Raw genomic sequence first — 26,925 nt, forward strand, 5'->3', positions numbered from 1 at the left:
GACCGATGAAGGGAGGAACAACTGTTGTCTTTATTTGATCTTAGATTGCAAGATATACATAAACGGCTGTCGGAGGGAGATTTATCCGTTACCGATTTAGTGGAAGAGTCGTACCGTCGTATTGAGGAAGTGGACGGCAAGGTACGGGCATTGCTCAAACTGGATGAAGAGAATGCCAGGAGAACCGCTACCGTGCTTGACGAGCGGCGCAGGGAAGGCGGTGAACGCGGCTTACTTTTCGGACTTCCGGTTGGGATTAAAGACAATATCGTGACCAAAGGTGTGACCACAACTTGTGGAAGCCAGTTTTTGTCGGATTTTGAGCCGATCTATGACGCCACAGTCGTGACCAGACTGCAGGAAGCTCAGGCGGTGCCGATCGGGAAGCTGAACATGGATGAGTTTGCCATGGGAGGTTCCAATGAAAACTCCAGCTTCCATCCGACATATAATCCGTGGAATCTGGAGCATGTTCCGGGAGGTTCCAGCGGCGGTTCTGCCGCTGCGGTAGCGGCTGGAGAAGTGTATTTTGCCTTGGGTTCAGATACGGGAGGGTCGATCAGACAGCCTGCAGCATACTGCGGTATTGTCGGACTTAAACCTACATACGGACTTGTTTCCAGGTTCGGCCTTGTAGCCTTCGCTTCTTCTTTGGACCAGATCGGACCTCTTACTAAAAATGTGGAAGACAGCGCCTATGTGCTTCAAGCTATTGCCGGACATGACAAGATGGATTCGACTTCGGCCCAAGCCCCGATTCCGGATTACCTCAGTGCATTGACCGGAGATGTCAAGGGACTCCGCATTGCGGTACCGAAAGAATATCTTGGAGAGGGCATTGATCCTAAGGTCAAGGAAGCGGTACTCGAAGCTTTGAAAGTGCTGGAAGGGCTTGGCGCAAGCTGGGAGGAAGTTTCTCTGCCCCATTCCCGCTATGCGGTAGCCGCCTATTATCTGCTGGCATCTTCTGAAGCCTCATCCAACCTGGCCCGCTTTGACGGAATTCGCTACGGGAAGCGTACGGAGAATGCTTCGGGCCTTCTGGAGCTGTATACTTATTCCCGCAGCGAAGGATTCGGTTCTGAAGTTAAGCGGCGTATTATGCTGGGTACTTATGCCTTAAGTTCGGGTTACTATGATGCTTATTATTTGAAAGCCCAAAAAGTTCGTACCTTGATTAAACAGGATTTTGATCAGGTATTTGCGGATTACGATGTTATTTTGGGACCTACGGCACCGACTCCTGCTTTTAAAATTGGTGCCCAGGTGGGAGATCCGCTTACGATGTATCTCAATGATATTTTGACTATTCCTGTCAGCCTGGCCGGAATTCCTGCTATCAGCGTTCCATGCGGATTTGCCGATGATCTCCCTGTAGGATTGCAGATTATAGGCAAAGGTCTGGACGAATCCACGGTCTTACGTGTGGCCCATGCCTTTGAACAACACACCGAACATCATAAGCAGCGTCCGCAGCTGTGATAGAAAGGAGAGGATAGCATGTCAGGTACGGGAAACAAATTTGAAACTGTCATTGGACTGGAAGTCCATGTTGAACTGCATACCAAAACCAAGATCTTTTGCGGCTGCTCCACTTCCTTCGGGGCTCCTCCGAACACGCATACCTGTCCAGTCTGCCTCGGGCATCCGGGAGTGCTGCCGGTATTGAACCGCCAGGCAGTAGATTATGCTATAAAGGCAGCCATGGCCCTAAACTGTCAGATTGCTGAAGAAACCAAATTTGACCGAAAAAATTATTTCTACCCGGACTCTCCGAAAGCTTACCAGATTTCCCAATACGATAAACCGATAGGAGAGCACGGATGGATTGAGATTGAGGTCAATGGCAATACGAAGCGCATCGGAATTACCCGTCTTCATCTGGAGGAAGATGCAGGCAAGCTCACCCACGTGGAGGGCGGATCGGTGTCTCTCGTTGATTTTAACCGGGTGGGAACACCGCTAATTGAGATCGTGTCGGAGCCTGACCTGCGCAGTCCGGAAGAGGCGAGAGCCTATCTGGAAAAATTGAAGGCGATTATGCAGTATTGCGATGTTTCAGACGTCAAAATGGAAGAGGGATCGCTTCGTTGCGATGCCAATATCAGTCTGCGTCCGGTTGGACAGGCAGAATTCGGCACGAAAGCGGAACTGAAAAACATGAATTCTTTTCGCGGAGTACAGAGGGGACTTGAATATGAGGTTATTCGGCAAACCGAGCTCCTTGAGGACGGTGAGAAGGTAGTTCAGGAAACGCGCCGTTGGGATGAAGCCCAGGGTAAAACCTTGTCTATGCGCAGCAAGGAAGAAGCACATGATTACCGCTATTTCCCGGACCCGGATCTGGTGAAAGTGTACATTGACGAGGAATGGAAAGAACGGATCAGGAATACTATTCCAGAGCTTCCGGATGCCCGTAAAGCCAGATATATAAGGGATTACGGTCTTCCGAGCTATGATGCGGAGATCCTTACAAGCAGCCTTAAGCTGGCGGAATTTTTTGAGGAGAGCCTCGAGTACACAGCAGATGCCAAAATGGTTTCGAACTGGGTAATGGGTGAACTGCTCGGTTATCTGAATGCAAATAATCTGGAGATAACGGATGTGAAAGTAACCGGTAAGGGCCTGGGAGAGATGATTGGCCTGATTGAAAAAGGGACGATTTCAAGCAAAATTGCGAAAACCGTCTTTAAAGAAATGATCGAAACGGGCAAGGCTCCACAACAGATTGTTGAGGAAAAAGGCCTTGTACAGATCAGTGATGAAGGAGCCATTCAGGCTGTTGTAAACCAGGTTATCCAGAACAACCCTCAATCGGTAGCAGACTACAAGGCGGGCAAAGAGAAAGCCGTTGGCTTCCTGGTTGGACAAGTTATGAAAGAAACCAGAGGAAAGGCCAATCCCGGACTTGTGAACAAACTGATTGTAAACACGTTAAAAAGCCAGTAAGATTTACTGATTTCCCGTGGAAATTTTAGGAAAAGTGGTGTATCCTTTGTGGTATGCCGCTTTTTTTAAAAAAATACGGATACACCTTTTTGAAAAGAAAGGACGTATACAGCATGATAAAGCCTATCCGGGTGGAAGACAGGCACTCGGCTCTTGAATTTTTGGCGCTGCAAATGATATCTTATCTAAGAGAAGCGGAACTCTCCGGTTTAAGTGACATCCCCCCTCTTATGGACTCGATTTCTTCTCTTTAGTACTCAGATGAAACATTTCTCGGTTATATGATTGACGGAAAGTTGCATGGGGCAATAGCATATAGACAAAAAGAAGGGGTTGTTACAATCAGTCGTCTCATGGTCCATCCGGACGTATTCCGTAAAGGAATTGCATCCAGGCTTGTCCTATATGTGATGGAACGGCATCCGGATGCGCTTTGGTTTGAAGTCGCTGCCGGAACGGGAAATGAACCCGCCTTGCATCTATACCAAAAGCTGGGATTCCAGCCCGACGGGGTTAGGCCAATATCCGCTGGAGTCAGCTTGACTTTGCTTAGAAAGCGGGGGTCTGCAATCCGAACAGAAGAAAACAAAGACAAAGGGGGATGAAGAAATCGAACACAAAAAAGCGGAAATCCGCAAAATCGGACTTGGAGAAGAAGAGGACGATGAAGGCGAGCGCACCATTCTTATTTCCTGTACCATTCATATCGGAAATTATAAGGCAGTCCCAACCTTGCTGGAAGATATCCGACAATTGCCGGGAGTACTTGGGCTAACAATGGAATAATATCGTTTCGTGCTTTCCCTAAAGAGGAAAGCTTTTTGTTTTCTGAAAGGGCAAAAATTTTTGCTTATTTTGAAGGGGTGTTATAATAAAGGTCGTCTTATATCCATGAGTCCCGGGAATCAGAATGAAAGGCAGGTGGAACGATGGAACAATTGACGGATGAGGAATGGGTAGAACAGATCCGTCAAGGCCATGCAGAAGCATACCGATATCTGGTCGAACGCCATAAAAATTATGTCTATACGTTAATTTATCGCATGGTTGGACATCGGGAAACTGCCGAAGACTTGTCGCAGGAAGTGTTTTTGAAGGCTTACAGAAGCCTGGCCCAGTACCGCGGTGAGGCCAAGTTCACCACTTGGCTGTACCGTTTAACGACGAATCTTGTTACTGATTATCTAAGGGAAAGAAAAAGAAGACCAATGGAGGTTTGGGCGGATAAAGTGAAAAACTGGTTCGCCTCGCTGGATCCGGACAAGGGTCCTGAGGAGCAGGTTATCCTAAATGAACAAAGGGATGCTTTGCATGAGGCCTTATTAAAACTTCCGGAGAAATACCGTATCGTGCTATCTCTATACCATTTTCAGCAATTTTCGTATCAGGAAATCTCCGATATTTTGCAAGTCCCTGTGAAAACCGTTGAAACGAGATTGTATAGAGGCAAATCCATGCTTAAACAAAAATGGTTGGAGGTGGATCCGGATGCCAAGCAAGCATCGGAACTCAAAAAAACGGCTTCGTTTAAATCATAATGAACTGACACTTCCCCTTCTGGAGCCTTCTTCTTCATTTACTGACCGGGTTATGCAATCCATACGGGCATCTTCCGATCAAACGCAGAGCCTATTGGCTGAAAAAAGAAATCAAGTGAACGATTTGATTAAAAGGCGCAGGCTTGTTCATGGGATGGTAGCCGTTGCTGCTACTTATATGTTCCTGTTTGCCGGTGGAATGGACTGGCTGACACATATGGAAGGATCTGCCCATTCGTTTGCTTCGTATATTCAGTATCTTATTGAACACATCCAGTAACCAGATAAAAACTATTCCAAAAATAAAGGAGGTTTCTGCTCTTGCATTTTGATCATCCTTCAGAGCATGAGAGGCCGCAAGGCGGTTCACCGTTCGGTTTTGATTACCCGCCCAGACCGCCTTATTCCAACTATCCGTATGCTGCTCCGCCCAGATTGCCGGCCAAGAAAAAATGGCTAGCCTGTTTGTTTTCGATCATGATGCCGGGCACGGGCCAGATGTATTTGGGCCAAATGAATCGGGGGTTATTCATTATGTTTTGTCTCATCCTCGATATTTGTGCAATCGTGCTCAGCGCTGTAAAACTTGGCAACCCGGCCTTAACTACGTTATTTTCTTTGATTGTGCCGATCATTTACTTTTATAATGTATTTGAAACACTTCAACTGGCCGATTGGGTCTATTACAGCAGAATGTTCGGAGGAGAGGAAATTAGCGATCCTACTCTTCATTTAACAAAGATGTCCCATCTGGGGGTTATCCTCATTATGGTCGGAGTGTTTTTCTTCCTTGCGAGCAGCAAGCCGTCTTGGCTGAATATTTTCTTTGATATTTTGGGTTCATACCTTGGCGGGGGAATCCTGATAGGAGCGGGGATCGTGCTGCTGCTTTGGGAAAATCGAAAAAACAAAGAAGCTTGATGAAAAAAGTGTTTTTTCCAAAAAGAAGGCCACATATTAACATTGACAAGAACAATTTTACAAACGTACAATAAACATAAGAATAATTCTAATCGTTCATACTATGTTATAGGTGGTGAGTTTCATGTCCGAACATTTGGAACAGGCACTTAGCAAATTGAAGAATACCGGTGTTCGCATGACTCCGCAAAGACATGCCATCTTATCTTATTTGCTTGATTCAAAAATTCATCCAACAGCCGATGATATCTACAGAGCATTGGAATCGAAGTTTCCTAATATGAGTGTGGCTACAGTTTACAATAACCTCAAGGTTTTTATTGAGGCTGGATTAGTACGTGAGCTAACTTACGGAGACGATTCTAGCCGGTTTGATGCAGATATGTCAGACCATTACCACGCACGATGCGAGGTATGCGGCAGGATTTCCGATTTTGAATATCCTTCGGTACAGGAGATTGAGCAAATAGCCGCAAGAGAGACGGGTTTTGACGTTCATGGACATCGTCTCGAAGTGGTTGGTCTTTGTCCGGATTGTGCTAAGCGAACAAAACATTAGTTCTATTTAGAGCTTACAAGGTTTGAGATTATAATCTGCAGGATAATACGTAAACGTGCCCGCCAGCGTTTTGCTGGTTTTGGGCACGTTTTTTGTTAGAAATATAAGAGTTATAAACGGATGAAGGAAGCTTGATAAGGGAGTGGAGAATAGTTGCCGTACCGCAAACCAAGAAAAAAATCACGATATAAGATCATTCTTTTTTTACTGCTTTTGGGCTGCATAGGGTATGTATGGTTTGCCGAAGCACCTAATGATAAGCACGTATCCTTTTCTTTTGAAGGGAAAGAAAAACCGCTGTTTTTTCGGGGAGAGCTTTATAAAGAAACGGCCTTGGGCCAAGGGAATACCCTCAGGTTTCCCTTGTCTTTTATTCAGGAGTACATAGATTCCGGGGCTTATTATGAAGCGGAAAGTAAATCCGTAATTTTGACGACTTCCAATAGGGTAATCAGAGCTATTGCCGACAATAAGACAGCTGAAGATACAGGAAAGACAATCTCACTTGAACAAGCTGTAACAGTGCAGGATGGGGAAGCCTATGTACCTGCCTCTTTGCTAAAATCGATCTACGGAACGGAAGTCCGGGAAGAAGAACAAAACGGAATCGTGCTAGTCTGGAATGCCGGAGAAGAATATCAAACGGCCCGGATAAACGGGGCAAAAGATGAAACAAGACCGCTTCGTTCCGGTCCTTCCAGCCGTTCTCCCATTTATTCGGATGTATCTTCCGAAGAAACGATGTATATATGGGGCGAAGCTAAGCCGGGATGGGTTAAAGTCCAATTACAAAATGGTGTTTCCGGGTACATGAAGGAGGGCCATCTCGGGGAAACTGAAGCCCAGAGTATCCCTGCCAAGGAAGAACCGTCTTTTCAAGCGTGGAAACCTGAAAAAGGAAAAATCAATGTAACGTGGGGACAAATTGTTACAAAGCATCCCAAAACAGAGAATATTCCGGACATGCCTGGATTGAATGTAATCAGTCCTACCTGGTTCCGTCTGAGTGATGGTCAAGGGAATATTGTAAGCTTGGCCAGTTCCGATTATGCGGCATGGGCCAGACAGAGGGGATATCAGATCTGGGCTTTATTCAGCAACAGTTTTGAACCGGGTCTTACCACTGAAGCCCTTTCCAGCTTTGACAGGAGAAAAAATGCTATCACCCAGGTGATAGAGAGTGCCAGGCAGCTTGGTATTCAGGGAATTAATGTTGACTTCGAGAATGTAAAAACGACCGATAAAGACAATTTTACTCAATTCGTAAGGGAACTTACCGCATATTCGCACAGTAACGAACTAACTATTTCAGTGGATGTAACTCCTAAATCAAACACGGAAAACTGGTCCTTATTTTTAGACCGTAAAGCCTTGGGCAAAATTACGGATTATATGATCGTAATGGCCTATGATGAACATTGGGCTTCAAGTCCTAAAGCGGGGTCCGTTGCCTCCCTGCCGTGGGTAGAACAGGTCCTCACCAAGATTTTAAAGGAGGATGAAGTCCCTCCTTCCAAAATGATACTGGGAATACCTTTCTTTACCCGGCTTTGGACTGAAGAAGAAAAAGACGGGAAAACGGAAGTCAGCAGTAAGGCTATGGCAATGAGTGCAGTGGAAACCTTGGTACAGGAGAAAAATCTTACCCCTATTTATGATGAGAAAACGAAGCAAAATTATGTGGAATATCAGGAGGACGGAAAAACTTACAAGATATGGATGGAGGATGAAACGTCGATGAAAGCCAGAATGGAAGTAATGAACCGGTATAATCTCGCGGGTCTAGCATCTTGGCGTAGAGGTTTTGAAAAGCCCGATGTCTGGCCTGCAATTTCTTCTTTCGTGAATCCATAAGTAAAGGAGCTGTCCTAAAAATGTCCGCATGAATGATCCAGTCCCAAGTTCCAAACGGTAGAACCTCCAAATCCACTAACAAAGTGGAAATGGAGGTTCTGTTTTACCTGAAATTTAACTTTAAGCGGGTCAAAACATCGCAAATCGACTTTTGGGACAGCCTCTTCTTAATTTTGAATATAGGGCAGTTAGCTCTGAAGGTTTTTTTCTGTCTGATCCGGAGAGTTCTTTTGCGGAAGCGGATCGGGATTACCATTTTCTCCGGGTATATATTGCGGATCAAAAGTAAGGATTGTTTTACAAAACATGCAACGGTCCGTTTTACCTAAAAGTTTCGTTCGTTTTCCGCATTCAGGGCAATCTAGAGAAACGGCCGAAGTGGAGAGCATTCCCGCCCAGAAATAGATAGCCATGCTGCCCATCATGCTGAGCATACCGATAACCATGCATACGACAGCTATCATTTTGCCGATCGGGCCCCAATTAAATACAACGCCGGCAAGACCAAGAATCATAAGCATCATCCCACCCATTGTCAGCAGCAGGCCCCACAGGCGAAATTCATTCACTTTGCTTGATTTGAATCTCACAAGAAGTCACTTCTTTCCTTATATTTTGGATAAGATTTATCACTGAAAAGAGCAGGAAACTTCTACAAATTGTAGAAGTTATCATTAAGGAATTCCGCCGGGGAGGAATGAACGAAAAATGATCGAACCGTTGGCTCTCAAATACAAGCTTAATAATCAAATTGAGGGGGTTCTTGTTGTTCAACCTGGCAAGGAAAATCCTCCTATGTATGACGGTGCGGATAAACTTCTGTTTATTGTCTCTAATGGCAATCTAAGGAATTGCAAATCTATTATCCATTATATAAAAGACGGGAAGCGTATACAAGAAAGATGGATAAATATTGAGGAGATGAAAGTGTTTCTTTTTACAAATTCTTATATTGAAATCAGGAATTCGTTATTAAAGGGGGAGATTATTCTGGACCGCTATGGAAACCTGGGCGGATTGCGGCAAACTCTTTTAGACCTTCCGGAGCAAATCCGGGAGTGGCAGCTATTTGTCGAATTTGCCCAGTTTTTAAATGAATATGTACAGGGAAAGCGGTATAGCCTGCAAGGGCAGCAAATGGATTCCTATCAGCATATTCTTGAAGCTCTCCGTCATTGGGCCCAAATCGTATTGATTGAAGAGGGGGAGCATCCGGATCTGGGCATCTGGGGACGAATTAAGCAGGTGAACCCCGGTGTCTATAAGCTCTATGAAGAACTAACTATGAGTAAAGAAACAATAAAACAGCGTGTTGAACTTGTACTTTTGGCTTGTGAATTTTCTGTCATGTCCAAAATGGAAAAGTGCTGCAAACCGCTTCTCGCTTTAATGGAGGAACGTCAAGAGACCTGGAGTATGACTGAATTACAACAATTAACCGATTTACAGGAAGTTCGGAACCTGATTCCAATAGTTGTTCATAAACTGGTTAAGCGGGGACTGATTGAGGAGGTCTTCGTTCCAAGAGATGAGGATTTAACAGAGCTTTTGATCAGATATGTAAGAACGGCGGATTTGGATGATTCCGCTAAAGGGAAAAGAATCTGATAGGGGGTTGACTCTCTGATGGGTCTATGGTAAATTATATTTCGCCGCCGGGAACGGCAGCAAACACTATCATCAAACTCTATTAGTTTTTTTGTTTCATAGTAAATGGAAATAAAAAAAGCTTGCAATTAGATGATTAGATGTGTTATATTAAAGAAGTCGCTGCGAGAGTGGCTGACACGAAATGTGAGATTAACTCACATGATTGTCCTTTGAAAACTGAACAACGAGTGATAAAGCGGGTCACGCAAAGTGACTAAGAGAAGAAATTCTCGTCAGCAAAGTATAGTTGAGCAATCAGCTCATTCGATAAAGAAACAACTTTATTGGAGAGTTTGATCCTGGCTCAGGACGAACGCTGGCGGCGTGCCTAATACATGCAAGTCGAGCGGACCTTGTGTTTCTTTCGGGAGACGCCAGGTTAGCGGCGGACGGGTGAGTAACACGTAGGCAACCTGCCTGTAAGACCGGGATAACTTGCGGAAACGTGAGCTAATACCGGATAGCTGGTTTCTTCGCATGAAGAAGTCATGAAAGACGGGGCAACCTGTCACTTACAGATGGGCCTGCGGCGCATTAGCTAGTTGGTAGGGTAACGGCTTACCAAGGCGACGATGCGTAGCCGACCTGAGAGGGTGAACGGCCACACTGGGACTGAGACACGGCCCAGACTCCTACGGGAGGCAGCAGTAGGGAATCTTCCGCAATGGACGAAAGTCTGACGGAGCAACGCCGCGTGAGTGATGAAGGTTTTCGGATCGTAAAGCTCTGTTGCCAAGGAAGAACGGCCAGGGGAGTAACTGCCCCTGGAGTGACGGTACTTGAGAAGAAAGCCCCGGCTAACTACGTGCCAGCAGCCGCGGTAATACGTAGGGGGCAAGCGTTGTCCGGAATTATTGGGCGTAAAGCGCGCGCAGGCGGTCTTTTAAGTCTGGTGTTTAAGCCCGGGGCTCAACCCCGGTTCGCACTGGAAACTGGGAGACTTGAGTGTAGGAGAGGAAAGTGGAATTCCACGTGTAGCGGTGAAATGCGTAGAGATGTGGAGGAACACCAGTGGCGAAGGCGACTTTCTGGCCTATAACTGACGCTGAGGCGCGAAAGCGTGGGGAGCAAACAGGATTAGATACCCTGGTAGTCCACGCCGTAAACGATGAATGCTAGGTGTTAGGGGTTTCGATACCCTTGGTGCCGAAGTTAACACAGTAAGCATTCCGCCTGGGGAGTACGGTCGCAAGACTGAAACTCAAAGGAATTGACGGGGACCCGCACAAGCAGTGGAGTATGTGGTTTAATTCGAAGCAACGCGAAGAACCTTACCAGGCCTTGACATCCCTCTGACCGGTTTAGAGATAGACCTTTTCCTTCGGGGACAGAGGAGACAGGTGGTGCATGGTTGTCGTCAGCTCGTGTCGTGAGATGTTGGGTTAAGTCCCGCAACGAGCGCAACCCTTGATCTTAGTTGCCAGCACGCAGAGGTGGGCACTCTAAGATGACTGCCGGTGACAAACCGGAGGAAGGTGGGGATGACGTCAAATCATCATGCCCCTTATGGCCTGGGCTACACACGTACTACAATGGTCGGTACAACGGGAAGCGAAGGAGCGATCCGGAGCCAATCCTCAAAAGCCGATCTCAGTTCGGATTGCAGGCTGCAACTCGCCTGCATGAAGTCGGAATTGCTAGTAATCGCGGATCAGCATGCCGCGGTGAATACGTTCCCGGGTCTTGTACACACCGCCCGTCACACCACGAGAGTTTACAACACCCGAAGTCGGTGAGGTAACCGCAAGGGGCCAGCCGCCGAAGGTGGGGTAGATGATTGGGGTGAAGTCGTAACAAGGTAGCCGTATCGGAAGGTGCGGCTGGATCACCTCCTTTCTATGGAGTACAGAAATGTACAAGAAGGCTTTACTCACTCGTTGTCAGTTTTGATGGAGTTTGGGGCCATAGCTCAGCTGGGAGAGCGCCTGCCTTGCAAGCAGGAGGTCAGCGGTTCGATCCCGCTTGGCTCCACCATCTACGGTGTTTTGTTTACACAAAACGCACTTGTACCTTGAAAACTAGATAGCGAAACAAAGCGAGAACTTAGAACATCCTTAGTATAAAGCGAAGTGTTTCGTTTGAAGTGAGCGACTTTGCAGATGAATGTTCACCTTACGTGTGATTGAAAACATTCAGGTGCAGCGAAAGCCCTTCAAAGAAATACAAAGCATAGGTTAAGCTGGTAAGAGCACACGGAGGATGCCTAGGCGCTAGGAGCCGAAGAAGGACGTGGCGAACAACGATATGCCCCGGGGAGTCGTAAGCAGACTTTGATCCGGGGATGTCCGAATGGGGGAACCCGGCTGCGGTTATGCGCAGTCACTCACTTCTGAATCCATAGGAAGTGAAGAGGCAGACCAGGGGAACTGAAACATCTAAGTACCCTGAGGAGAAGAAAACAATCGTGATTCCGTCAGTAGCGGCGAGCGAAAGCGGAGGAGCCCAAACCAGAGAGCTTGCTCACTGGGGTTGTGGGACACCTTATACGGAGTTACAAAGGAGCAGATTAGGCGAAGAGGTCTGGAAAGGCCTGCCACAGAAGGTAACAGCCCTGTAGCTGAAAGTCTGCTCTCTCCAAGGTGGATCCCGAGTACGGCGGGACACGGGAAACCCCGTCGGAATCCGGCAGGACCATCTGCCAAGGCTAAATACTCCCTAGCGACCGATAGTGAAGCAGTACCGTGAGGGAAAGGTGAAAAGCACCCCGGGAGGGGAGTGAAAGAGAACCTGAAACCGTGTGCTTACAAGAAGTCAGAACCCTATGATTTTCTTCGGGAAATCAGGGTGATGGCGTGCCTTTTGTAGAATGAACCGGCGAGTTACGCTTGCATGCAAGGTTAAGGTGAAGAGCCGGAGCCGCAGCGAAAGCGAGTCTGAACAGGGCAAAGCATAAGCTTACGAAGTAGCAATACTTTGTATTGCTTGGAAGTATGCAGGCGTAGACCCGAAACCGTGTGATCTACCCCTGTCCAGGGTGAAGGTGAGGTAACACTCACTGGAGGCCCGAACCCACGAATGTTGAAAAATTCGGGGATGAGGTGGGGGTAGCGGAGAAATTCCAATCGAACTCGGAGATAGCTGGTTCTCCTCGAAATAGCTTTAGGGCTAGCCTCGGGTTAGAGTGATGGAGGTAAAGCACTGATTGGGTGCGGGGCCCGCCAAGGGTTACCAAGTCTAGTCAAACTCTGAATGCCATCCACTCGGTGCCCGGGAGTCAGACAGTGAGTGCTAAGATCCATTGTCAAGAGGGAAACAGCCCAGATCATCAGCTAAGGTCCCCAAGTGTGTGTTAAGTGGGAAAGGATGTGGAGTTGCACAGACAACCAGGATGTTGGCTTAGAAGCAGCCACCATTTAAAGAGTGCGTAATAGCTCACTGGTCGAGTGACTCTGCGCCGAAAATGTAACGGGGCTAAATACACCACCGAAGCTATGGGTCCTAATTAAGGGCAGTAGGGGAGCGTTCCAAGCAGCATAGAAGGTTGACCGTGAGGACAGCTGGAGCGCTTGGAAGTGAGAATGCCGGTATGAGTAACGAAAAGATCAGTGAGAATCTGATCCGCCGAAAGCCTAAGGGTTCCTGAGGAAGGTTCGTCCGCTCAGGGTAAGTCGGGACCTAAGGCGAGGCCGAAAGGCGTAGTCGAAGGACAACAGGCAGAAATTCCTGTACCACCAAACACCGCTATGAGCGATGGGGTGACACAGTAGGGTAGGGACGCAAGCTGATGGAAGTGCTTGTCCAAGCAGTGAGGCTGGTGTGCAGGCAAATCCGCACACGATGAAAGCCGGGCTGTGACGGGGAGTGAAAATAGCAGTAGCGAAGGTCTTGATCTCACACTGTCAAGAAAAGCCTCTAGCCAGGTGCAGGTGCCCGTACCGCAAACCGACACAGGTAGGCGAGAAGAGAATTCTAAGGCGCGCGGAAGAACTCTCGTTAAGGAACTCGGCAAAATGACCCCGTAACTTAGGGAGAAGGGGTGCCCCGGTAGAGTGAATAGCTCGAGGGGGCCGCAGTGAATAGGCCCAAGCGACTGTTTAGCAAAAACACAGGTCTATGCGAAGCCGCAAGGCGAAGTATATGGGCTGACGCCTGCCCGGTGCTGGAAGGTTAAGGGGAGTGGTTAGGGCTTAAGGCCCGAAGCTATGAACCGAAGCCCCAGTAAACGGCGGCCGTAACTATAACGGTCCTAAGGTAGCGAAATTCCTTGTCAGGTAAATTCTGACCCGCACGAATGGCGTAACGACTTGGGCGCTGTCTCAACGAGAGATCCGGTGAAATTTTAATACCTGTGAAGATGCAGGTTACCCGCGACAAGACGGAAAGACCCCATGGAGCTTTACTGCAGCTTGATATTGGACTTTGGTACGATCTGTACAGGATAGGTGGGAGCCTAAGAAGCCGGAGCGCCAGCTTCGGTGGAGGCAGCGTTGGGATACCACTCTGATCGTATCGGAGTTCTAACCCGGGACCGTGAACCGGTTCGGGGACAGTGTCAGGTGGGCAGTTTGACTGGGGCGGTCGCCTCCTAAAGAGTAACGGAGGCGCCCCAAGGTTCCCTCAGAATGGTTGGAAATCATTCGAAGAGTGCAAAGGCAGAAGGGAGCTTGACTGCGAGACCTACAAGTCGAGCAGGGACGAAAGTCGGGCTTAGTGATCCGGTGGTACCGCATGGAAGGGCCATCGCTCAACGGATAAAAGCTACCCTGGGGATAACAGGCTTATCTCCCCCAAGAGTCCACATCGACGGGGAGGTTTGGCACCTCGATGTCGGCTCATCGCATCCTGGGGCTGAAGTAGGTCCCAAGGGTTGGGCTGTTCGCCCATTAAAGCGGTACGCGAGCTGGGTTCAGAACGTCGTGAGACAGTTCGGTCCCTATCTGTCGTGGGCGCAGGAAATTTGAGAGGAGCTGTCCTTAGTACGAGAGGACCGGGATGGACGTACCGCTGGTGTACCAGTTGTTCCGCCAGGAGCACAGCTGGGTAGCTATGTACGGAAGGGATAAGCGCTGAAAGCATCTAAGCGTGAAGCCCGCCTCAAGATGAGATTTCCCAAGTAGTAAGACCCCTTGAAGACGACGAGGTAGATAGGTTGGGGGTGGAAGCGCAGCAATGCGTGGAGCTGACCAATACTAATCGGTCGAGGGCTTATCCTAAAGAAACAACTGTTCTAAGTACACTTTGCTTCGCTGCTAGTTTTCAGGGTGCAAGAGGCTGGTTCAAGCTGCATGCCTTTTCTAAGGCAGGATATTTTCTCGCAGCCTGACCGAGGCAGTAATGCTTCGAAAAATCCTATTCCCCGATAGCTCAGTTGGTAGAGCACTCGACTGTTAATCGAGTTGTCACAGGTTCGAGCCCTGTTCGGGGAGCCAATGGAGAGGTGTCCGAGTTGGCCGAAGGAGCACGATTGGAAATCGTGTAGGCGCCAAAAGCGTCTCGAGGGTTCGAATCCCTCTCTCTCCGCCATTATATATCCGGCCCGTTGGTCAAGGGGTTAAGACACCTCCCTTTCACGGAGGTAACAGGGGTTCGAATCCCCTACGGGTCACCATGTATAATTTTTCTTTTGACAAAGCAGTGAGAACCTAATATAATTGAACTCACATTGCTTTATATGGACGCTTAGCTCAGCTGGGAGAGCATCTGCCTTACAAGCAGAGGGTCGGCGGTTCGATCCCGTCAGCGTCCACCATAATTTAACCCGGAAGATAGGCATAAGCGATTAGCAGATACGCTTGCTTCTAAGGTTAATTGCCGCGGGGTGGAGCAGTCCGGTAGCTCGTCGGGCTCATAACCCGAAGGTCGTAGGTTCAAATCCTGCCCCCGCAATATGGAGCTGTGGTGTAGAGGCCTAACATGCCTGCCTGTCACGCAGGAGACCGCGGGTTCGAATCCCGTCAGCTCCGCCATTCTATTCCATGAATCATGATGTCATGGAAGTTCTGGAAATAAGTTGAGGCTCGGTAGCTCAGTCGGTAGAGCAGAGGACTGAAAATCCTCGTGTCGGCGGTTCGATTCCGTCCCGAGCCACCATAGCGACCAGCCGGTGTAGCTCAATTGGTAGAGCAACTGACTTGTAATCAGTAGGTTGGGGGTTCAAGTCCTCTCGCCGGCACCATCGCATAGTTTTATAATGTGGAGGCTTAGCGAAGTGGCCAAACGCAGCAGACTGTAAATCTGTTCTCTTACGAGTTCGGTGGTTCGAATCCATCAGCCTCCACCATATTATAGGGGCATAGTTTAAAGGTAGAACAGCGGTCTCCAAAACCGTTAGTGTGGGTTCAATTCCTGCTGCCCCTGCCAAAGTTTTATGGCGGTCGTGGCGAAGTGGTTAACGCATCGGATTGTGGCTCCGACACTCGAGGGTTCGATTCCCTTCGATCGCCCCATATAGTCCTGTTGGGGGTTAGCCAAGCGGTAAGGCAACGGACTTTGACTCCGTCATGCATAGGTTCGAATCCTATACCCCCAGTTTAATGCGGAAGTGGCTCAGTGGTAGAGCATCGCCTTGCCAAGGCGAGGGTCGCGGGTTCGAACCCCGTCTTCCGCTCCATCCTAAGGCGCCATAGCCAAGTGGTAAGGCAGAGCTCTGCAAAAGCTTTACCCCCAGTTCGAATCTGGGTGGCGCCTCCATTATTTACGCCGGAGTGGCGGAATCGGCAGACGCACAGGACTTAAAATCCTGCGGTAGGTGACTACCGTACCAGTTCAAGTCTGGTCTTCGGCACCAGTTCTATCGAATAGTAAGTGCCCTTAGCTCAGCTGGATAGAGCGTTTGACTACGAATCAAAAGGTCAGGAGTTCGAATCTCTTAGGGCACGCCAGTAAGCCGGTGTGGCGGAATGGCAGACGCGACGGACTCAAAATCCGTTTCTCGCAAGAGAGTGGGGGTTCAAGTCCCTTCACCGGCATAATTCAAAAAGCAAGTGCAGCTATTACCCTGCACTTGCTTTTTCTATATACCCAATTCCACTGCATTTCTTTTCAAGAATAATTCTGTTATTTTTTGTTTCCAATTTGTTTTGATTTCTTTTTTACTAGCAGCATTCATTACCCTTATTATTGGAACATTTGCTTTAGAAAGGACTTTACCTGTTTATTGAACCAGCCAGGTTGCTCCAAAGGTGTCAGATGTGCGGATTTATCTATCTGAACATATTGGGAATCAGGAATTTTATCCGCCATTCGCTGCATCACATCGGGAGGAGTAATAGGGTCTTCGGTTCCGGCTACGATTAAGACAGGAACAGAAATGGAAGATAAATCCTGAATCGAACTCTCACGAAATGCCATAGCCAGACTGATGTGTGCCAAACCGGCCGGGTCCATGGACAGAATCATGTTTTGGATATCTTGTACCAGTTTTTGATTATCTTTTTTAGTATCCGCGGCAACAAGGTTTGGTAACATCTGCTCAACTAACTGGTTGGAGCCATGTTCAAGCAGGTTCCCAGCTGTATGCAATCGTTTTGTTTGGCCTTCGACTGTGTCCGCATCCGGTCTTGTATTCGTCAGAATAAACGCCAGGATTCGCTCAGGCGCTTTACGCCATAAGGAAAATGCAACATATCCTCCCATGGAAAGACCACAGCAAACAAATTGGACAATACCCAAATTATCCAGCAAAGCAAGTATATCCTCGGCTAATTCTTCAAATGAAAATGGATGCTTGGAGTCTTGAGATTGTCCCATTCCTCTAAAGTCAGGTGCAATTACCCTGTAAGACAATTTAAAATAATCCAGTTGATTAATCCACATGCTCCCCTCAAAAGGGGAACCGTGAAGGAAAACCAATGCTGGACCCTCTCCCTCATCAATTATGTACATTTCTTTATTTCTTACTGTTAATTTCATTAAAAATAACCTCCTTAAGTTCATAAACTGATAGTCGAATCCATTTCATAACTTAGATATCCATCGGAACGGGTACAAGATATAGATAAATCTGGACCGTATCTATCTATATCTTCTCTATTAAGTGCTCACCAGTTGTATTATGAAATTGAGTAACTCAAGTTAACAAAAAATAAATCAGCAGCCGAAATAAAATAGAGGACTTTCGTTTCTTTTGTTATATCATAGCACAAATCAAAGTTCCTTTTGGAAAGATGCTTTGAAAGACAAATATTGTTGGATAATATTTCCTCGGAAATAAATGCGTGAATACTGCCTTAAATTGTCAAAAATCAGAAAAAAAATTCAAACCCAATTTGTAAAAAGGAGAAAAGAATCCTCCATTCAAGTGAATACAGAAAATATAAATAAGTTTCCGGATGAAGGTAAATCAGATGGACTTAAGTTATAGGCTGAAGTCCCGGCCGAAATTAAACTCACTCATTTAATTTTCCGATAAAAGGAAAAACATGACGATAGTATCATACCATTTGGTCTATATGATAGATAAAAAGTACCGAAATTCGACACAAATTTGTAGCTATATGTTAAAATAATCCTAAAACTTATGTAACAATTACTTGCTATGATTTTGTTAGAATTATTTATAGGGAAAATTATCATATGAACAGGAAGGAATGGAGTGAATAGCATGTCAAAGAGATCATGGACTAGCCAAGAATTGGATAGGTTGATAGTGCTGTCGAAAGATTGCCCTCCTGCTGTCATTGCTAAAGAATTGGAGCGTCCTGTGACCTCAGTTAGAAAAAAAATGCGGGAAATCGGTGTAACTTACGTAAAAGGTGACGAGTGGAAAAGAAAACAAATTCAAATGCTCATCTCCAGTGACCAAGCACCTGTCTCACCATCAACCACGAAAATAGGGAAAAAGGAAGAAACTTATCCGGAATCCGCTGTATTAGATGAATTTTGGACGACTCTCCTTCGAATGGCAAGAGTGGCCAAAAAAAGAGGAAAACGTGTGGATGTTCTTTCCTTTATTGATACTTATCGCAAAATCCGTACTGGAGGCTAATGGTATGGACCAAGAGCAAGATAGTTTTTGGAAGGTATACACATATCGGGTCCAAGACAATTAGAAAACCTTGGCGGCTTAATACCTACCGTCAAGGTTTTTTATTGTTTTCCAGCTTATCTTATTCTAATAGTATCAATCCGTTATTAAGATTGCATGTTTCTCTTCAATCCTACAGCTGGTATAATTTGAAACATGTAGATTATTCACCAGGAGGACAACGAAGTGGCCGAGCCTTTAGTCAAATCCGTAAATGCTGGAATGCCTATTGAGGCCTGTTTTCACGGGAAACTGACGAAGACAGGCATTTTTAAAACACCAGTTAAGTTCCCTGTTTTCTTGAATAAGACAAACCTGACAGGTGATGGGCAGGCAGACTTGAAATATCATGGTGGACCTGATAAAGCCTTGTGTATATACTGCTACGAGCATTATCCTTTTTGGGAATCCAACCTTCAGCAGAATTTGTCTTTCGGGGCTTTCGGAGAAAACTTGACAGTAGAAGGAATGCCGGAAAATGAGGTGTATATTGGCGATATCTTTCAATTTGGAGTACCAGAGATTGTTTCTGAAGTAGCGAATTTGGGATATACAGGTTATTATGCAAGAATACTGGAGGAGGGAACTATTTCAGACTGTCCCGAAATTAAACTCCTCAAGCGAGATGCCAAAGAAATAACAGTCTCCTTTGCAAACAGGCTTAAATATCATGAACGTGAAAATAAAAAAGGTATTTTAAATTGTTAGAAGTTGAGGCTCTTTCCGATAGTTGGCGCACCAGTTTTGAGAATAAGCTGATTCAACTCTCCAAAACAGCAGGAAAACAGCCTTAAATAGTCTTGGTCATAAAATTACGGGAACAGGAGGAACAAGTGTGCAGAATGTATTGATAGATCGCTACGGCCGGGTCCATGATTATTTACGGATTTCGGTCACAGATCGCTGTAACTTACGCTGTGTTTACTGCATGCCTGAAGAAGGGATGGAGTTTGAACCGGATGATCACTTGTTAACTTTTAATGAAATCACAACAGTAGTTAGGGTACTTGCCCGACTGGGAGTGAGAAAATTGAGATTAACCGGAGGAGAGCCTCTTGTTCGTAAACATATTGAAGATCTGGTTAATCGACTATCCTCTATTCCTGGAATTGAAGATATTGCCTTGACAACGAATGGCATGTTCCTTGGACCAAAGGCAGAGCAGTTAAAAGCGGCAGGGCTTACAAGAATCAACATTAGTCTTGACTCTCTAAAAGAAGACCGGTTTGCATTTATTACAAGAGGGGGCAAGCTAAAGAAAGTTCTCGAGGGATTGAACGCATCGGCCAAGGTTGGGTTTAACCCGATAAAGTTAAATGTAGTATTGATGAAAGGAATCAATGACGATGAAATCGTTGATTTTATCGAATTGAGCCGGGACCATCCTATTCAAGTTCGATTTATTGAATATATGCCGATTGGTCATGACGACCAAGAATGGCGCGGCCGATATGTCTCCCTTGCAAGAGTGATGGAGGAATGCTCAAAACAAGGATGGGAAGTACAGGAGGTTAAGGGGATTGTCGGGAACGGGCCTTCGCAAAACTTCAGAATTCATGGAGCTGCAGGAACTTTTGGTTTGATCCACCCGGTGAGTGATCATTTTTGTGAAAGCTGTAACCGGCTGAGGTTAACGGCAGACGGGAATATTAAGCCCTGCTTATATTGGTCCGATGAGTTCAATGTCAGACCGTATATTGGTGATGAAAAGGCCATCATGGATTTGTTTTTCCGGGCGCTGGACCTTAAACCCCAAAGCCATGAGATGGCCCAGGCGCTGCTAGGAGAAAAGCAATCCCATCAGCCGACTTTGCGTCGTATGTCACAAATTGGCGGTTAGCCTCTTTTACCAGACTCATCCTATTTTCCTGCCAAATCAGTAGGCGGAAAGAATAAGGAATTCCGCTTTTCTCCTATTTCTGCTTTAAGCAAGCGGAATTCCTTATTCCTTATTTGTGAATTCTTATTCGGTTCTTATGCAAAAAAGGCTGAATATTATGACTGAAAGTAAAAACATGAGACCTTTGATCCGTTGTAAATACAAGCAGCATAGGGGGCTCTTTTTGACTCTGATCCAAAAGCAAGAAAACTTCCTTAGCATGCGCAGATGGGACCCATGTGTTTGAAAAAGTCAGAGGGGGATCCAAAGGAAACCGGATAGCCAATCCTTTGGGAGTATCTATTTTCAGTTTAGGGGAGATACCTGTTATTGTACTAAACCAACTGGCTACTTGTTCTCTGACTTCTTCATTCATGGGAATCGTTTGAATAACTTGCTGTTTTTCCGAGCTGTAAATTTGAATAAGGGGCTCTTTTGGTTCTTGAGCATTTGCAGGTGAAACAGCGATACATATAAGGAAGATAAATATACATAACCCGATTTTGCGGGCATAATTCAGCGGCATAACTTCCCCTCCTTTCCATGGCTAATATGCCCGCTATAGAAGAAGAATATGAAGGAAGAGGGCTGGGATTGTAAGGGAACCCCGACTTTGGTCGGGGGGAAGCACCGCCGCTGGTCTATAGGGAGACTTTGGTTTTTCGTGTACACTCAAGAGGAAACATAATCTTTTCGTTTTTTAACCGGTGAACGCTTCCCGTAACCTATGTAAAAAATCTTGGAGGCATCCTTCAAATATGGTATGCTTGTTTATCTGATGACCCAAACAGGAAGGAGGCAGGGACATGGAAAAGGAAGAGTCCGCCGCTAGACGGAAAAGAAATACCGCTTTTTTATTTATTGGAGCGGGTATATTTTTAATTTTGGAACGCCAGGTTGGCTTTTTTTCTGTCATTGCCTTTGCTTCCATAGTGTTTGGGATATACCGTATTTGGTCTCAGGCAGATAAAAAAGGATATCTGCTGGTAATAATCGGCGTTTTCTTTATATTTGGAGATCGGATTTTTCTGCTCATTGCCGTCATTTTTATTTCTCTTGGATACTTCTATTTAAAGTCGCAGCAGCTTCACAGGCACGAGCGTTATGAACAAAGACAAAGAGTCATTGACAGTATCCGCCTTGGTTCTGAGCCTTGGGTTCTTCGAGACAGCAGTATCTGGTTTGTGATCGGGGAACTGAATATGGATTTATCAACAGCTATTTTGGAGCAAAAAGAAACGACATTAGTGCTTCAAGGATTAATCGGTAATGTTAATCTGATTATTCCGGAGGATGTTGGGGCTTCGGTTTCTGCTTCAGTCATGATAGGGCAGGCTTCCGTTTATAACCAAAAGGAAACGGGTGTATGGAATAAAGTAAATTGGACATCTCCCAATTATGAAACGAGTGATCAGCAGGTGAAACTTGTACTTTCTTATCTCGTAGGAGATATTCAGGTACGTGTTTTCTAAAAGAGGAGGTTCGGCTGTGTGGAAAAAAACAAAAAAAGATTGACCAACATGATCTGGAGAAACATGGCCGAATCGATCCTGCTTGCTATGATCCTGCTTGGTATTTTTATGTATTTCTTTTATACGGCAGGCTTCCTGAAACCTTTTAGTTCATGGATCCAAGTCATTCAGGTGGCTTTGATCCTTCTGGGTATTGCCACTCTTCTAGGAGCTGTTTACGGGTATTGGTACAGCAATAGGATTACTCGGCGTTTGGAAGCTCTGACGGAAACGATGCTTTTGATGGAAAAGGGGAATTTTGTACTCCCCAGCTTTCATCTTGGTGAAGACGAAATCGGACGGCTAGGAGAGCAGTTGGAACGGATTACCAAAAAATGGCAGTAACAGGTTTCTTCACTGCAACGCTTGTCTACTCATAATGCCCAACTTGCCGAACAGGCCAGGGTATCGGCCATTGTTGAAGAAAGGCAAAGACTGGCCCGTGAACTTCATGATGCGGTTAGCCAGCAGTTGTTTGCTATTTCCATGACGGCAACAGCAGCCCTCCGGACACTAGATAAAGATTTTGATAAAGCACAGCGGCAAATTTTCCTTATTGAGGAGATGTCTGCGGTGGCACAGTCTGAAATGAGGGCTTTGCTGCTTCATTTAAGGCCCGTTCATTTGGAAGGAAACCCTCTTGCCGTTGGCTTACACAAATTGCTGCAGGAATTAAAAGCAAAGGTTCCTATTGAAATTGTTGAGGACCTTGATGAGGAAATCCGTCTTCCTAAAGGGATTGAAGACCACTTATTCCGAATCGTACAAGAAGCCCTGTCCAATTCTTTGAGGCACTCCAAAGCTTCAAAACTGGAAGTCAAACTTCATCATCGTGGTGATGGGCTAAGATTATCTATCCGTGATAATGGAATTGGTTTTGAAATTGATAATACGAAGCAAGCTTCTTATGGACTTCACACGATGAGAGAACGGGTAAACGAAATTGGCGGTTCCCTTCAAATTATTACTGCACCTGGGAAAGGAACACGCATCGAGATTCGGGTGCCAATTTTAGTTGAAGGTGGGATGAACATTGGATAGAGATATTAAAGTGCTGCTTGTCGATGATCATGAAATGGTCCGGATTGGTCTTGCCGCTGTACTTGGAACAGAGGATGGCATTGAGGTCGTGGGGGAAGCTAGTAACGGCGAGGAAGGGATACGGCTTACCCAAGAATATAAGCCCGACGTAGTGCTGATGGATCTGGTAATGGAAGGGATGGATGGCATTGAAACGACACGTAAGCTGCTTCAGCTATATCCGGAATGCAAAGTGATTGTGCTGACCAGTTTCCTGGACGATGAGAAAATGTATCCGGTCCTTGAAGCCGGTGCATTCAGCTACCTGCTTAAAACATCCAGGGCTCAGGAAATAGCACAGGCAATCCGGGCCGCAGTTAAAGGTCAGCCGATTTTGGAATCCCAGGTAGCCACTAAGATCATGAATCGTTTCCGCCAGCCTAAACCGGAATCTGCTCCCCACGAGGACTTAACTGAACGGGAAATGGAAGTGCTGCGGCTGATCGCTTCCGGAAAGTCCAACCAGGAAGTGGCGGATGAATTATTCATTGGTGTTAAAACGGTAAAATTCCATGTTACCAATGTACTGCAAAAGTTAGGTGTAGAGGACCGGACACAAGCTGCCATTTATGCGTTTAAACACGGAATCGTTTCTTAATACAGAAAAGCCCTTGCTTTTTTTGAAAAGCAGGGCTTTATTTATGCTAAAACAACAGGGCAAGAATCTGTCAGCTTAGCCAGCATATTCGGCTTGCGGGTCTTTCCTTATATTCATAAAGGTCGGCAACTTTTCTATAAGGATTTCGGTTTTCTACAGGTGAAACAGGCCAAACTTTACCGGAAAAAGACTGGTTTTTATAGACCGGATTTGGGGCATATCCCCGCATATTCTGCTTCCTCCTCCCTATATATTTGGTTCTATGATAATCTACACCCTCTTAGAATGGCTTTTGAAACTTAATTGTAGAACCAATTTGACGTTGAAAAGAAAAAAAACGTACAATAGAATAATAGTTAACTAAAGGAGCATAGTGGATGAATATGACCCAGGTTCTTATAGGCCTTCTTTTTATCCTCGTTTGTATTTATTTTATGTGGCAAATGAGTAAAAAACACAAGAAATAATGAAGACATATACATAGGTTCATTCTCTTCTTCCTTCATATAGTATATAAAATGCTTTTGGGGAGAAAACGGGAATGGACATTCAAAAAAGGAACGCTAACCAGGATGACAGATGGATTTATCGTCTAATTCTAGAGGAACTCCTGCCTTTTGCCCAGAAAACGAATCCCAGCCTAACAACCGGGTTTCAGGAGGTCCGGTCCAGACTAAACCGGGGTATAACCTGGATTGCAAAGGAGGGTCGGAAGGCCTGCTGCGGATTTATCAATGTTGTCCCTTTAAAGAACAAGAGGGAACTTCTGGTTGATATGCTGGCTGTTGATAGACAATATCAAGGAAGTGGAATCGGTTCCCGTTTAATGAATGTGACTGAGGCGTACGCCCATGATAAAAAAATGAGACGAATTGGCCTGTTTGTAGATAAGTCAAATACGAAGGCAATTCGGTTTTACGAAAATAAAGGGTACACGGTTTCAGGCTTTATTCCGGGTATCGAATGTTACATTTTATATAAAGAGTTGGGTCATCATGAGCCGCCATTACCTACCAGAATTTTAAAAAGAAAGCACTGAAAAGATAGCCTGCCCTAAACTCCAAGAAATGGGTTCCTCCGTTTAAGCCGGATTTCCGTACCTTGGGATCCGGCCTAATTTATGAGAAACCGGTCAACTCTCCTGTATTAAAGCATGACTGATTACTGATCTGATAAAATCCTTCCATGGGTCCGGTAATAGAATCTTAAATAATTTGATGGAGAGTCAAGGTGTAAAAAAACCAGGAAAAGAGAACATTATGAAAGGAAGAAATCAAATTGGAAAATCCCTTATAAATAATAAGACACCGGAATATCCCGGCGCCTTGTGTTCGTGTTTAGATTACAAATAAAGCGGCTATAAAAGCAATATCCAGGGCAAGGCTGGTACCAAAACCACGACCTAAACGGAACCCTCTACCCGACAGAGGGGTTCCCAATGCTTTGGTTTTCATAGCCCCCTTGGCAGCTTTCCTTTTTCCATTATATGCTTTTGTCGTGGCAACCCCGGGTGGTTCATTTAAAATTAGACACCCACCCTCCACTCGGCTTAAATGACCGTGGATTTCGCTTCCGTCTTTCATAAGGAGCATGACCATTTTACCGCAATGAGGTCTGCAGGCTTCTTTAGTAACCGGATATATGCGCTGCACTTAACCCACCTCCGATATGATTCTGTACTAACTTATTCCACATGTGCTAGAAACGTCTGGACGAATGTCTATAGTCACTTGAAAAAAGTTGAATCCTGGTGTTCATTTAGAGTATGCTAGAGATACCAAACTTCAGAGAAAGAATGATGACAAATGAGTGGAGCTGTATTTTTAATTTTTGGTGCAACCGGAGATTTGGCTAAAAGGAAATTATTCCCTGCGTTTCACAGTTTGTATCGGGAGGGCAAGTTAGGGCATGATTTTGCAGTGATTGGTCTGGCACGCCGGCCCCGTACAAATGAACAGTTTCGTCAGGATGTCAAGAATTCCATTAACGAATTTTCTCGTTACAAGGTCCGTCAAGATGACGATTGGGCCCATTTCTTGGATCATTTCGAGTATCAATCCTTAGACATCCATAACGTGGATGGTTTCCGTGAGCTAAAGACTTTGACGGAAAAAATGGACGAGAAGTTTGATACTAGAGGCAATCGTCTTTTTTATCTGGCGTTGGCTCCTAAACTGTTCGGAGACGTCTCCCATAATATTAAAAAGGGGGGCCTTTTGGAATCACATGGCTGGCATCGTCTCGTTATTGAGAAACCGTTCGGGCACGATCTGGCTTCTGCCGGACAATTAAATCAGGAACTAAGGCATGTATTTGAAGAGAATGATATTTACCGCATTGACCATTATCTTGGTAAGGAAATGGTACAGAATATCGAGATCGTGCGGTTTGCGAATGCTTTTTTCGAACCGCTTTGGAACAATAAATATATCTCCAATATTCAAATCACGCTGAGTGAAACTGTTGGTGTGGAAGATCGCGGAGGTTATTATGATCACGCAGGAGCACTTAAGGATATGGGACAAAACCATATGCTGCAAATGCTCGCCATGATGGCTATGGAACCGCCAAGCCGCCTGCATCCGGAAGATATCAGGGATGAGAAGGTAAAGGTGCTCCGTTCCTTAAGATTATATCAGTCTTCGGAAGAAGTACGGAAACATGTTGTTCGCGGGCAATATGTAAGTGGACAAAATGGAGATAAAACGCTGAATGGTTACCGTGAAGAAGAGAAGGTAGATCCTAATTCAATGACCGAAACCTACTTTGCCGCGAAAGTCTTCGTAGACAATTTCCGTTGGGCAGGTGTTCCTTTCTACATCCGCACAGGCAAGAGGCTTCCGGTTAAGACAACGGAAGTGGTTGTGGAATTCAAAAATATTCCGGACCATGTATATCTTTCGAATAAGCATAACCTGCAGCCGAATTTGCTTGTCTTCCGGGTGAATCCGCTGGAAGGGATTTACCTCAAAATGAACGCGAAAAGGCCGGGTTCTGAGGGAGTTATAGTCCCGATTGCCATGGACTTCTGCCAAAGCTGCCAGGTAGGCATTAATACTCCTGAAGCTTACGAGCGTTTGTTATACGATGCGGCCCGTGGAGATTCCACTTACTTTACCCGTTGGGATGAAGTTGCCCATGCCTGGCAGTATGTGGACCAGATTGCTAAAGCTTGGGGTGAAAGCAGTGAAGATATGGAATTCTATCCTGCAGGCTCCTGGGGTCCGGAAAAAGCGGACAAGCTGCTGATTGACGATGGGTTTAAATGGTGGCCGGTAAACGGTCAGCAGGAGAGTGAAGTAAACTGGGTTATGACACCTTCTAAGTCTTCTAAATCCTGATATCAGGCTAGCAACTGGAGTACGGCTTTTAGGAACCGCACAGGGGAAGAATTTCTATTCCGGGCTGTGCGGTTCTTTTT

Annotated in this window: 21 protein-coding genes, 18 tRNA genes, 2 rRNA genes and 1 pseudogene; 38 read left to right on the plus strand and 4 right to left on the minus strand. The window is 45.9% G+C overall.

Annotation, left to right across the window (positions count from 1 at the left end):
- The first annotated feature begins 24 nt into the window (after positions 1 to 24).
- The 8 genes from gatA to BXP28_RS01720 all read left to right on the plus strand — a co-directional run bounded on the left by gatA (position 25) and on the right by BXP28_RS01720 (position 7,821).
- Entirely contained in the window at positions 25 to 1,482 is a 1,458-nt protein-coding gene (gene gatA, locus BXP28_RS01680; RefSeq protein WP_040932424.1) for an Asp-tRNA(Asn)/Glu-tRNA(Gln) amidotransferase subunit GatA, read from the plus strand.
- An 18-nt stretch (positions 1,483 to 1,500) separates the two neighbouring features.
- Complete coding sequence (gene gatB / locus BXP28_RS01685) at positions 1,501 to 2,949, plus strand: Asp-tRNA(Asn)/Glu-tRNA(Gln) amidotransferase subunit GatB (protein ID WP_023484448.1); 1,449 nt, start codon at positions 1,501 to 1,503, stop codon at positions 2,947 to 2,949.
- Positions 2,950 to 3,230: 281 nt separating this feature from the next.
- Entirely contained in the window at positions 3,231 to 3,554 is a 324-nt protein-coding gene (locus tag BXP28_RS01695) for a GNAT family N-acetyltransferase (RefSeq protein WP_077584858.1), read from the plus strand.
- A gap of 324 nt (positions 3,555 to 3,878) precedes the next feature.
- Positions 3,879 to 4,487, plus strand: coding sequence for an RNA polymerase sigma factor (locus tag BXP28_RS01700; protein ID WP_023484450.1), 609 nt, complete (start codon positions 3,879 to 3,881; stop codon positions 4,485 to 4,487).
- Complete coding sequence (locus tag BXP28_RS01705; protein ID WP_036658247.1) at positions 4,438 to 4,767, plus strand: hypothetical protein; 330 nt, start codon at positions 4,438 to 4,440, stop codon at positions 4,765 to 4,767. Before BXP28_RS01700 ends, BXP28_RS01705 begins: the two co-directional genes overlap by 50 nt.
- Before the next feature lie 41 nt (positions 4,768 to 4,808).
- Positions 4,809 to 5,408 carry a hypothetical protein gene (locus tag BXP28_RS01710; RefSeq protein ID WP_024094923.1) on the plus strand — a complete coding sequence of 200 codons (600 nt, stop codon included), beginning with the start codon at positions 4,809 to 4,811 and terminating at the stop codon, positions 5,406 to 5,408.
- Positions 5,409 to 5,532: 124 nt separating this feature from the next.
- Complete coding sequence (gene perR, locus BXP28_RS01715) at positions 5,533 to 5,967, plus strand: peroxide-responsive transcriptional repressor PerR (RefSeq protein ID WP_023484452.1); 435 nt, start codon at positions 5,533 to 5,535, stop codon at positions 5,965 to 5,967.
- Positions 5,968 to 6,120: 153 nt separating this feature from the next.
- Positions 6,121 to 7,821, plus strand: a complete 1,701-nt coding sequence (locus BXP28_RS01720; RefSeq protein WP_023484453.1) for a glycosyl hydrolase family 18 protein — start codon at positions 6,121 to 6,123, stop codon at positions 7,819 to 7,821.
- 188 nt (positions 7,822 to 8,009) lie between these two features.
- Here BXP28_RS01720 and BXP28_RS01725 read toward each other — a convergent pair whose 3' ends face one another.
- Positions 8,010 to 8,411, minus strand: a complete 402-nt coding sequence (locus tag BXP28_RS01725) for a DUF2614 family zinc ribbon-containing protein (RefSeq protein ID WP_023484454.1) — start codon at positions 8,409 to 8,411, stop codon at positions 8,010 to 8,012.
- Positions 8,412 to 8,529: 118 nt separating this feature from the next.
- Here BXP28_RS01725 and BXP28_RS01730 point away from each other — a divergent pair, with 118 nt between their 5' ends.
- The 21 genes from BXP28_RS01730 (at position 8,530) to BXP28_RS01830 (ending at position 16,379) form a co-directional block, all read left to right on the plus strand.
- On the plus strand, positions 8,530 to 9,429 hold the full coding sequence (locus tag BXP28_RS01730) for a nucleotidyltransferase-like protein (RefSeq protein ID WP_023484455.1): 900 nt from the start codon (positions 8,530 to 8,532) through the stop codon (positions 9,427 to 9,429).
- Between the two features lie 323 nt (positions 9,430 to 9,752).
- Positions 9,753 to 11,307 (plus strand): 16S ribosomal RNA (locus BXP28_RS01735).
- Between the two features lie 62 nt (positions 11,308 to 11,369).
- Positions 11,370 to 11,445 (plus strand) — tRNA-Ala (locus tag BXP28_RS01740).
- A 198-nt stretch (positions 11,446 to 11,643) separates the two neighbouring features.
- Positions 11,644 to 14,624, plus strand: a 23S ribosomal RNA gene (locus tag BXP28_RS01745).
- Together the 16S and 23S rRNA genes with 18 tRNA genes alongside form the textbook arrangement of a ribosomal RNA operon.
- Positions 14,625 to 14,764: 140 nt before the next feature.
- Positions 14,765 to 14,840: transfer RNA gene (locus BXP28_RS01750), tRNA-Asn, on the plus strand.
- A 2-nt stretch (positions 14,841 to 14,842) separates the two neighbouring features.
- Positions 14,843 to 14,934: transfer RNA gene (locus tag BXP28_RS01755), tRNA-Ser, on the plus strand.
- A 10-nt stretch (positions 14,935 to 14,944) separates the two neighbouring features.
- Positions 14,945 to 15,019 (plus strand) — tRNA-Glu (locus tag BXP28_RS01760).
- A gap of 65 nt (positions 15,020 to 15,084) precedes the next feature.
- Positions 15,085 to 15,160 (plus strand) — tRNA-Val (locus BXP28_RS01765).
- A 63-nt stretch (positions 15,161 to 15,223) separates the two neighbouring features.
- Positions 15,224 to 15,297: transfer RNA gene (locus BXP28_RS01770), tRNA-Met, on the plus strand.
- A gap of 3 nt (positions 15,298 to 15,300) precedes the next feature.
- A tRNA-Asp gene (locus BXP28_RS01775) sits at positions 15,301 to 15,377 on the plus strand.
- 48 nt (positions 15,378 to 15,425) lie between these two features.
- A tRNA-Phe gene (locus tag BXP28_RS01780) sits at positions 15,426 to 15,501 on the plus strand.
- A 9-nt stretch (positions 15,502 to 15,510) separates the two neighbouring features.
- Positions 15,511 to 15,586: transfer RNA gene (locus BXP28_RS01785), tRNA-Thr, on the plus strand.
- A gap of 19 nt (positions 15,587 to 15,605) precedes the next feature.
- Positions 15,606 to 15,691, plus strand: a tRNA-Tyr gene (locus tag BXP28_RS01790).
- 6 nt (positions 15,692 to 15,697) lie between these two features.
- Positions 15,698 to 15,771: transfer RNA gene (locus tag BXP28_RS01795), tRNA-Trp, on the plus strand.
- A gap of 10 nt (positions 15,772 to 15,781) precedes the next feature.
- Positions 15,782 to 15,857, plus strand: a tRNA-His gene (locus tag BXP28_RS01800).
- Positions 15,858 to 15,868: 11 nt separating this feature from the next.
- Positions 15,869 to 15,940: transfer RNA gene (locus BXP28_RS01805), tRNA-Gln, on the plus strand.
- A gap of 6 nt (positions 15,941 to 15,946) precedes the next feature.
- Positions 15,947 to 16,021: transfer RNA gene (locus BXP28_RS01810), tRNA-Gly, on the plus strand.
- 6 nt (positions 16,022 to 16,027) lie between these two features.
- Positions 16,028 to 16,101, plus strand: a tRNA-Cys gene (locus BXP28_RS01815).
- 8 nt (positions 16,102 to 16,109) lie between these two features.
- Positions 16,110 to 16,198 (plus strand) — tRNA-Leu (locus BXP28_RS01820).
- Between the two features lie 17 nt (positions 16,199 to 16,215).
- Positions 16,216 to 16,292, plus strand: a tRNA-Arg gene (locus BXP28_RS01825).
- 4 nt (positions 16,293 to 16,296) lie between these two features.
- A tRNA-Leu gene (locus BXP28_RS01830) sits at positions 16,297 to 16,379 on the plus strand.
- Positions 16,380 to 16,527: 148 nt separating this feature from the next.
- Here the strand turns inward: BXP28_RS01830 and BXP28_RS01835 are convergent.
- Positions 16,528 to 17,322 (minus strand): alpha/beta fold hydrolase, encoded by a 795-nt coding sequence (locus tag BXP28_RS01835; RefSeq protein WP_036658250.1) that lies wholly within the window; start codon positions 17,320 to 17,322, stop codon positions 16,528 to 16,530.
- A 691-nt stretch (positions 17,323 to 18,013) separates the two neighbouring features.
- Here BXP28_RS01835 and BXP28_RS01840 point away from each other — a divergent pair.
- The 4 genes from BXP28_RS01840 (at position 18,014) to moaA (ending at position 20,276) form a co-directional block, all read left to right on the plus strand.
- Positions 18,014 to 18,397 carry a hypothetical protein gene (locus BXP28_RS01840; RefSeq protein ID WP_042119222.1) on the plus strand — a complete coding sequence of 128 codons (384 nt, stop codon included), beginning with the start codon at positions 18,014 to 18,016 and terminating at the stop codon, positions 18,395 to 18,397.
- A gap of 225 nt (positions 18,398 to 18,622) precedes the next feature.
- Positions 18,623 to 19,144 (plus strand): MOSC domain-containing protein, encoded by a 522-nt coding sequence (locus tag BXP28_RS01845; protein ID WP_023484335.1) that lies wholly within the window; start codon positions 18,623 to 18,625, stop codon positions 19,142 to 19,144.
- The gene (locus BXP28_RS23760) at positions 19,138 to 19,230 is read left to right on the plus strand and encodes a 3-alpha domain-containing protein (protein WP_226989755.1); all 93 of its coding nucleotides are present in this window, start codon (positions 19,138 to 19,140) and stop codon (positions 19,228 to 19,230) included. The genes BXP28_RS01845 and BXP28_RS23760 overlap by 7 nt, the downstream gene beginning before the upstream one ends.
- A gap of 41 nt (positions 19,231 to 19,271) precedes the next feature.
- The gene (gene moaA / locus BXP28_RS01850; RefSeq protein ID WP_024094917.1) at positions 19,272 to 20,276 is read left to right on the plus strand and encodes a GTP 3',8-cyclase MoaA; all 1,005 of its coding nucleotides are present in this window, start codon (positions 19,272 to 19,274) and stop codon (positions 20,274 to 20,276) included.
- 109 nt (positions 20,277 to 20,385) lie between these two features.
- On the opposite strand, the gene BXP28_RS01855 is transcribed toward moaA, so the two are convergent.
- Positions 20,386 to 20,841, minus strand: coding sequence for a hypothetical protein (locus tag BXP28_RS01855; RefSeq protein WP_023484333.1), 456 nt, complete (start codon positions 20,839 to 20,841; stop codon positions 20,386 to 20,388).
- A 280-nt stretch (positions 20,842 to 21,121) separates the two neighbouring features.
- Between BXP28_RS01855 and liaF the strand changes: the two genes are divergently transcribed.
- The 4 genes and pseudogenes from liaF (at position 21,122) to BXP28_RS01875 (ending at position 24,543) form a co-directional block, all read left to right on the plus strand.
- Positions 21,122 to 21,787: a cell wall-active antibiotics response protein LiaF gene (gene liaF, locus BXP28_RS01860; protein ID WP_023484332.1), complete on the plus strand. Its 666-nt coding sequence runs from the start codon at positions 21,122 to 21,124 to the stop codon at positions 21,785 to 21,787.
- Positions 21,788 to 21,805: 18 nt separating this feature from the next.
- Positions 21,806 to 22,867 (plus strand): annotated as a pseudogene (locus BXP28_RS01865) (sensor histidine kinase).
- 34 nt (positions 22,868 to 22,901) lie between these two features.
- Entirely contained in the window at positions 22,902 to 23,504 is a 603-nt protein-coding gene (locus tag BXP28_RS01870; protein WP_042119754.1) for a response regulator, read from the plus strand.
- A gap of 541 nt (positions 23,505 to 24,045) precedes the next feature.
- Positions 24,046 to 24,543 carry a GNAT family N-acetyltransferase gene (locus BXP28_RS01875; protein WP_023484328.1) on the plus strand — a complete coding sequence of 166 codons (498 nt, stop codon included), beginning with the start codon at positions 24,046 to 24,048 and terminating at the stop codon, positions 24,541 to 24,543.
- A 298-nt stretch (positions 24,544 to 24,841) separates the two neighbouring features.
- Here BXP28_RS01875 and BXP28_RS01880 read toward each other — a convergent pair whose 3' ends face one another.
- The gene (locus tag BXP28_RS01880) at positions 24,842 to 25,156 is read right to left on the minus strand and encodes a hypothetical protein (RefSeq protein WP_023484327.1); all 315 of its coding nucleotides are present in this window, start codon (positions 25,154 to 25,156) and stop codon (positions 24,842 to 24,844) included.
- Positions 25,157 to 25,309: 153 nt separating this feature from the next.
- Here BXP28_RS01880 and zwf point away from each other — a divergent pair, with 153 nt between their 5' ends.
- Positions 25,310 to 26,845 (plus strand): glucose-6-phosphate dehydrogenase, encoded by a 1,536-nt coding sequence (gene zwf / locus BXP28_RS01885; protein WP_023484326.1) that lies wholly within the window; start codon positions 25,310 to 25,312, stop codon positions 26,843 to 26,845.
- Positions 26,846 to 26,925 lie beyond the last annotated feature (80 nt).

This window comes from Paenibacillus larvae subsp. larvae (assembly GCF_002003265.1).
Taxonomy (GTDB): Bacteria; Bacillota; Bacilli; order Paenibacillales; family NBRC-103111; genus Paenibacillus_H; species Paenibacillus_H larvae.

Coding starts and splice junctions, on each gene's coding strand:
- gatB (WP_023484448.1), top strand. CDS start 1,501: ATGTCAGGTACGGGAAACAAATTTGAAACTGTCATTGGACTGGAAGTC.
- BXP28_RS01875 (WP_023484328.1), top strand. CDS start 24,046: ATGGACATTCAAAAAAGGAACGCTAACCAGGATGACAGATGGATTTAT.
- BXP28_RS01695 (WP_077584858.1), top strand. CDS start 3,231: ATGATTGACGGAAAGTTGCATGGGGCAATAGCATATAGACAAAAAGAA.
- BXP28_RS01855 (WP_023484333.1), bottom strand. CDS start 20,841: ATGCCGCTGAATTATGCCCGCAAAATCGGGTTATGTATATTTATCTTC.
- BXP28_RS01730 (WP_023484455.1), top strand. CDS start 8,530: ATGATCGAACCGTTGGCTCTCAAATACAAGCTTAATAATCAAATTGAG.
- liaF (WP_023484332.1), top strand. CDS start 21,122: ATGGAAAAGGAAGAGTCCGCCGCTAGACGGAAAAGAAATACCGCTTTT.
- perR (WP_023484452.1), top strand. CDS start 5,533: ATGTCCGAACATTTGGAACAGGCACTTAGCAAATTGAAGAATACCGGT.
- zwf (WP_023484326.1), top strand. CDS start 25,310: ATGAGTGGAGCTGTATTTTTAATTTTTGGTGCAACCGGAGATTTGGCT.
- BXP28_RS01705 (WP_036658247.1), top strand. CDS start 4,438: ATGCCAAGCAAGCATCGGAACTCAAAAAAACGGCTTCGTTTAAATCAT.
- BXP28_RS01700 (WP_023484450.1), top strand. CDS start 3,879: ATGGAACAATTGACGGATGAGGAATGGGTAGAACAGATCCGTCAAGGC.
- BXP28_RS01870 (WP_042119754.1), top strand. CDS start 22,902: ATGGTCCGGATTGGTCTTGCCGCTGTACTTGGAACAGAGGATGGCATT.
- BXP28_RS01835 (WP_036658250.1), bottom strand. CDS start 17,322: ATGAAATTAACAGTAAGAAATAAAGAAATGTACATAATTGATGAGGGA.
- BXP28_RS01840 (WP_042119222.1), top strand. CDS start 18,014: ATGTCAAAGAGATCATGGACTAGCCAAGAATTGGATAGGTTGATAGTG.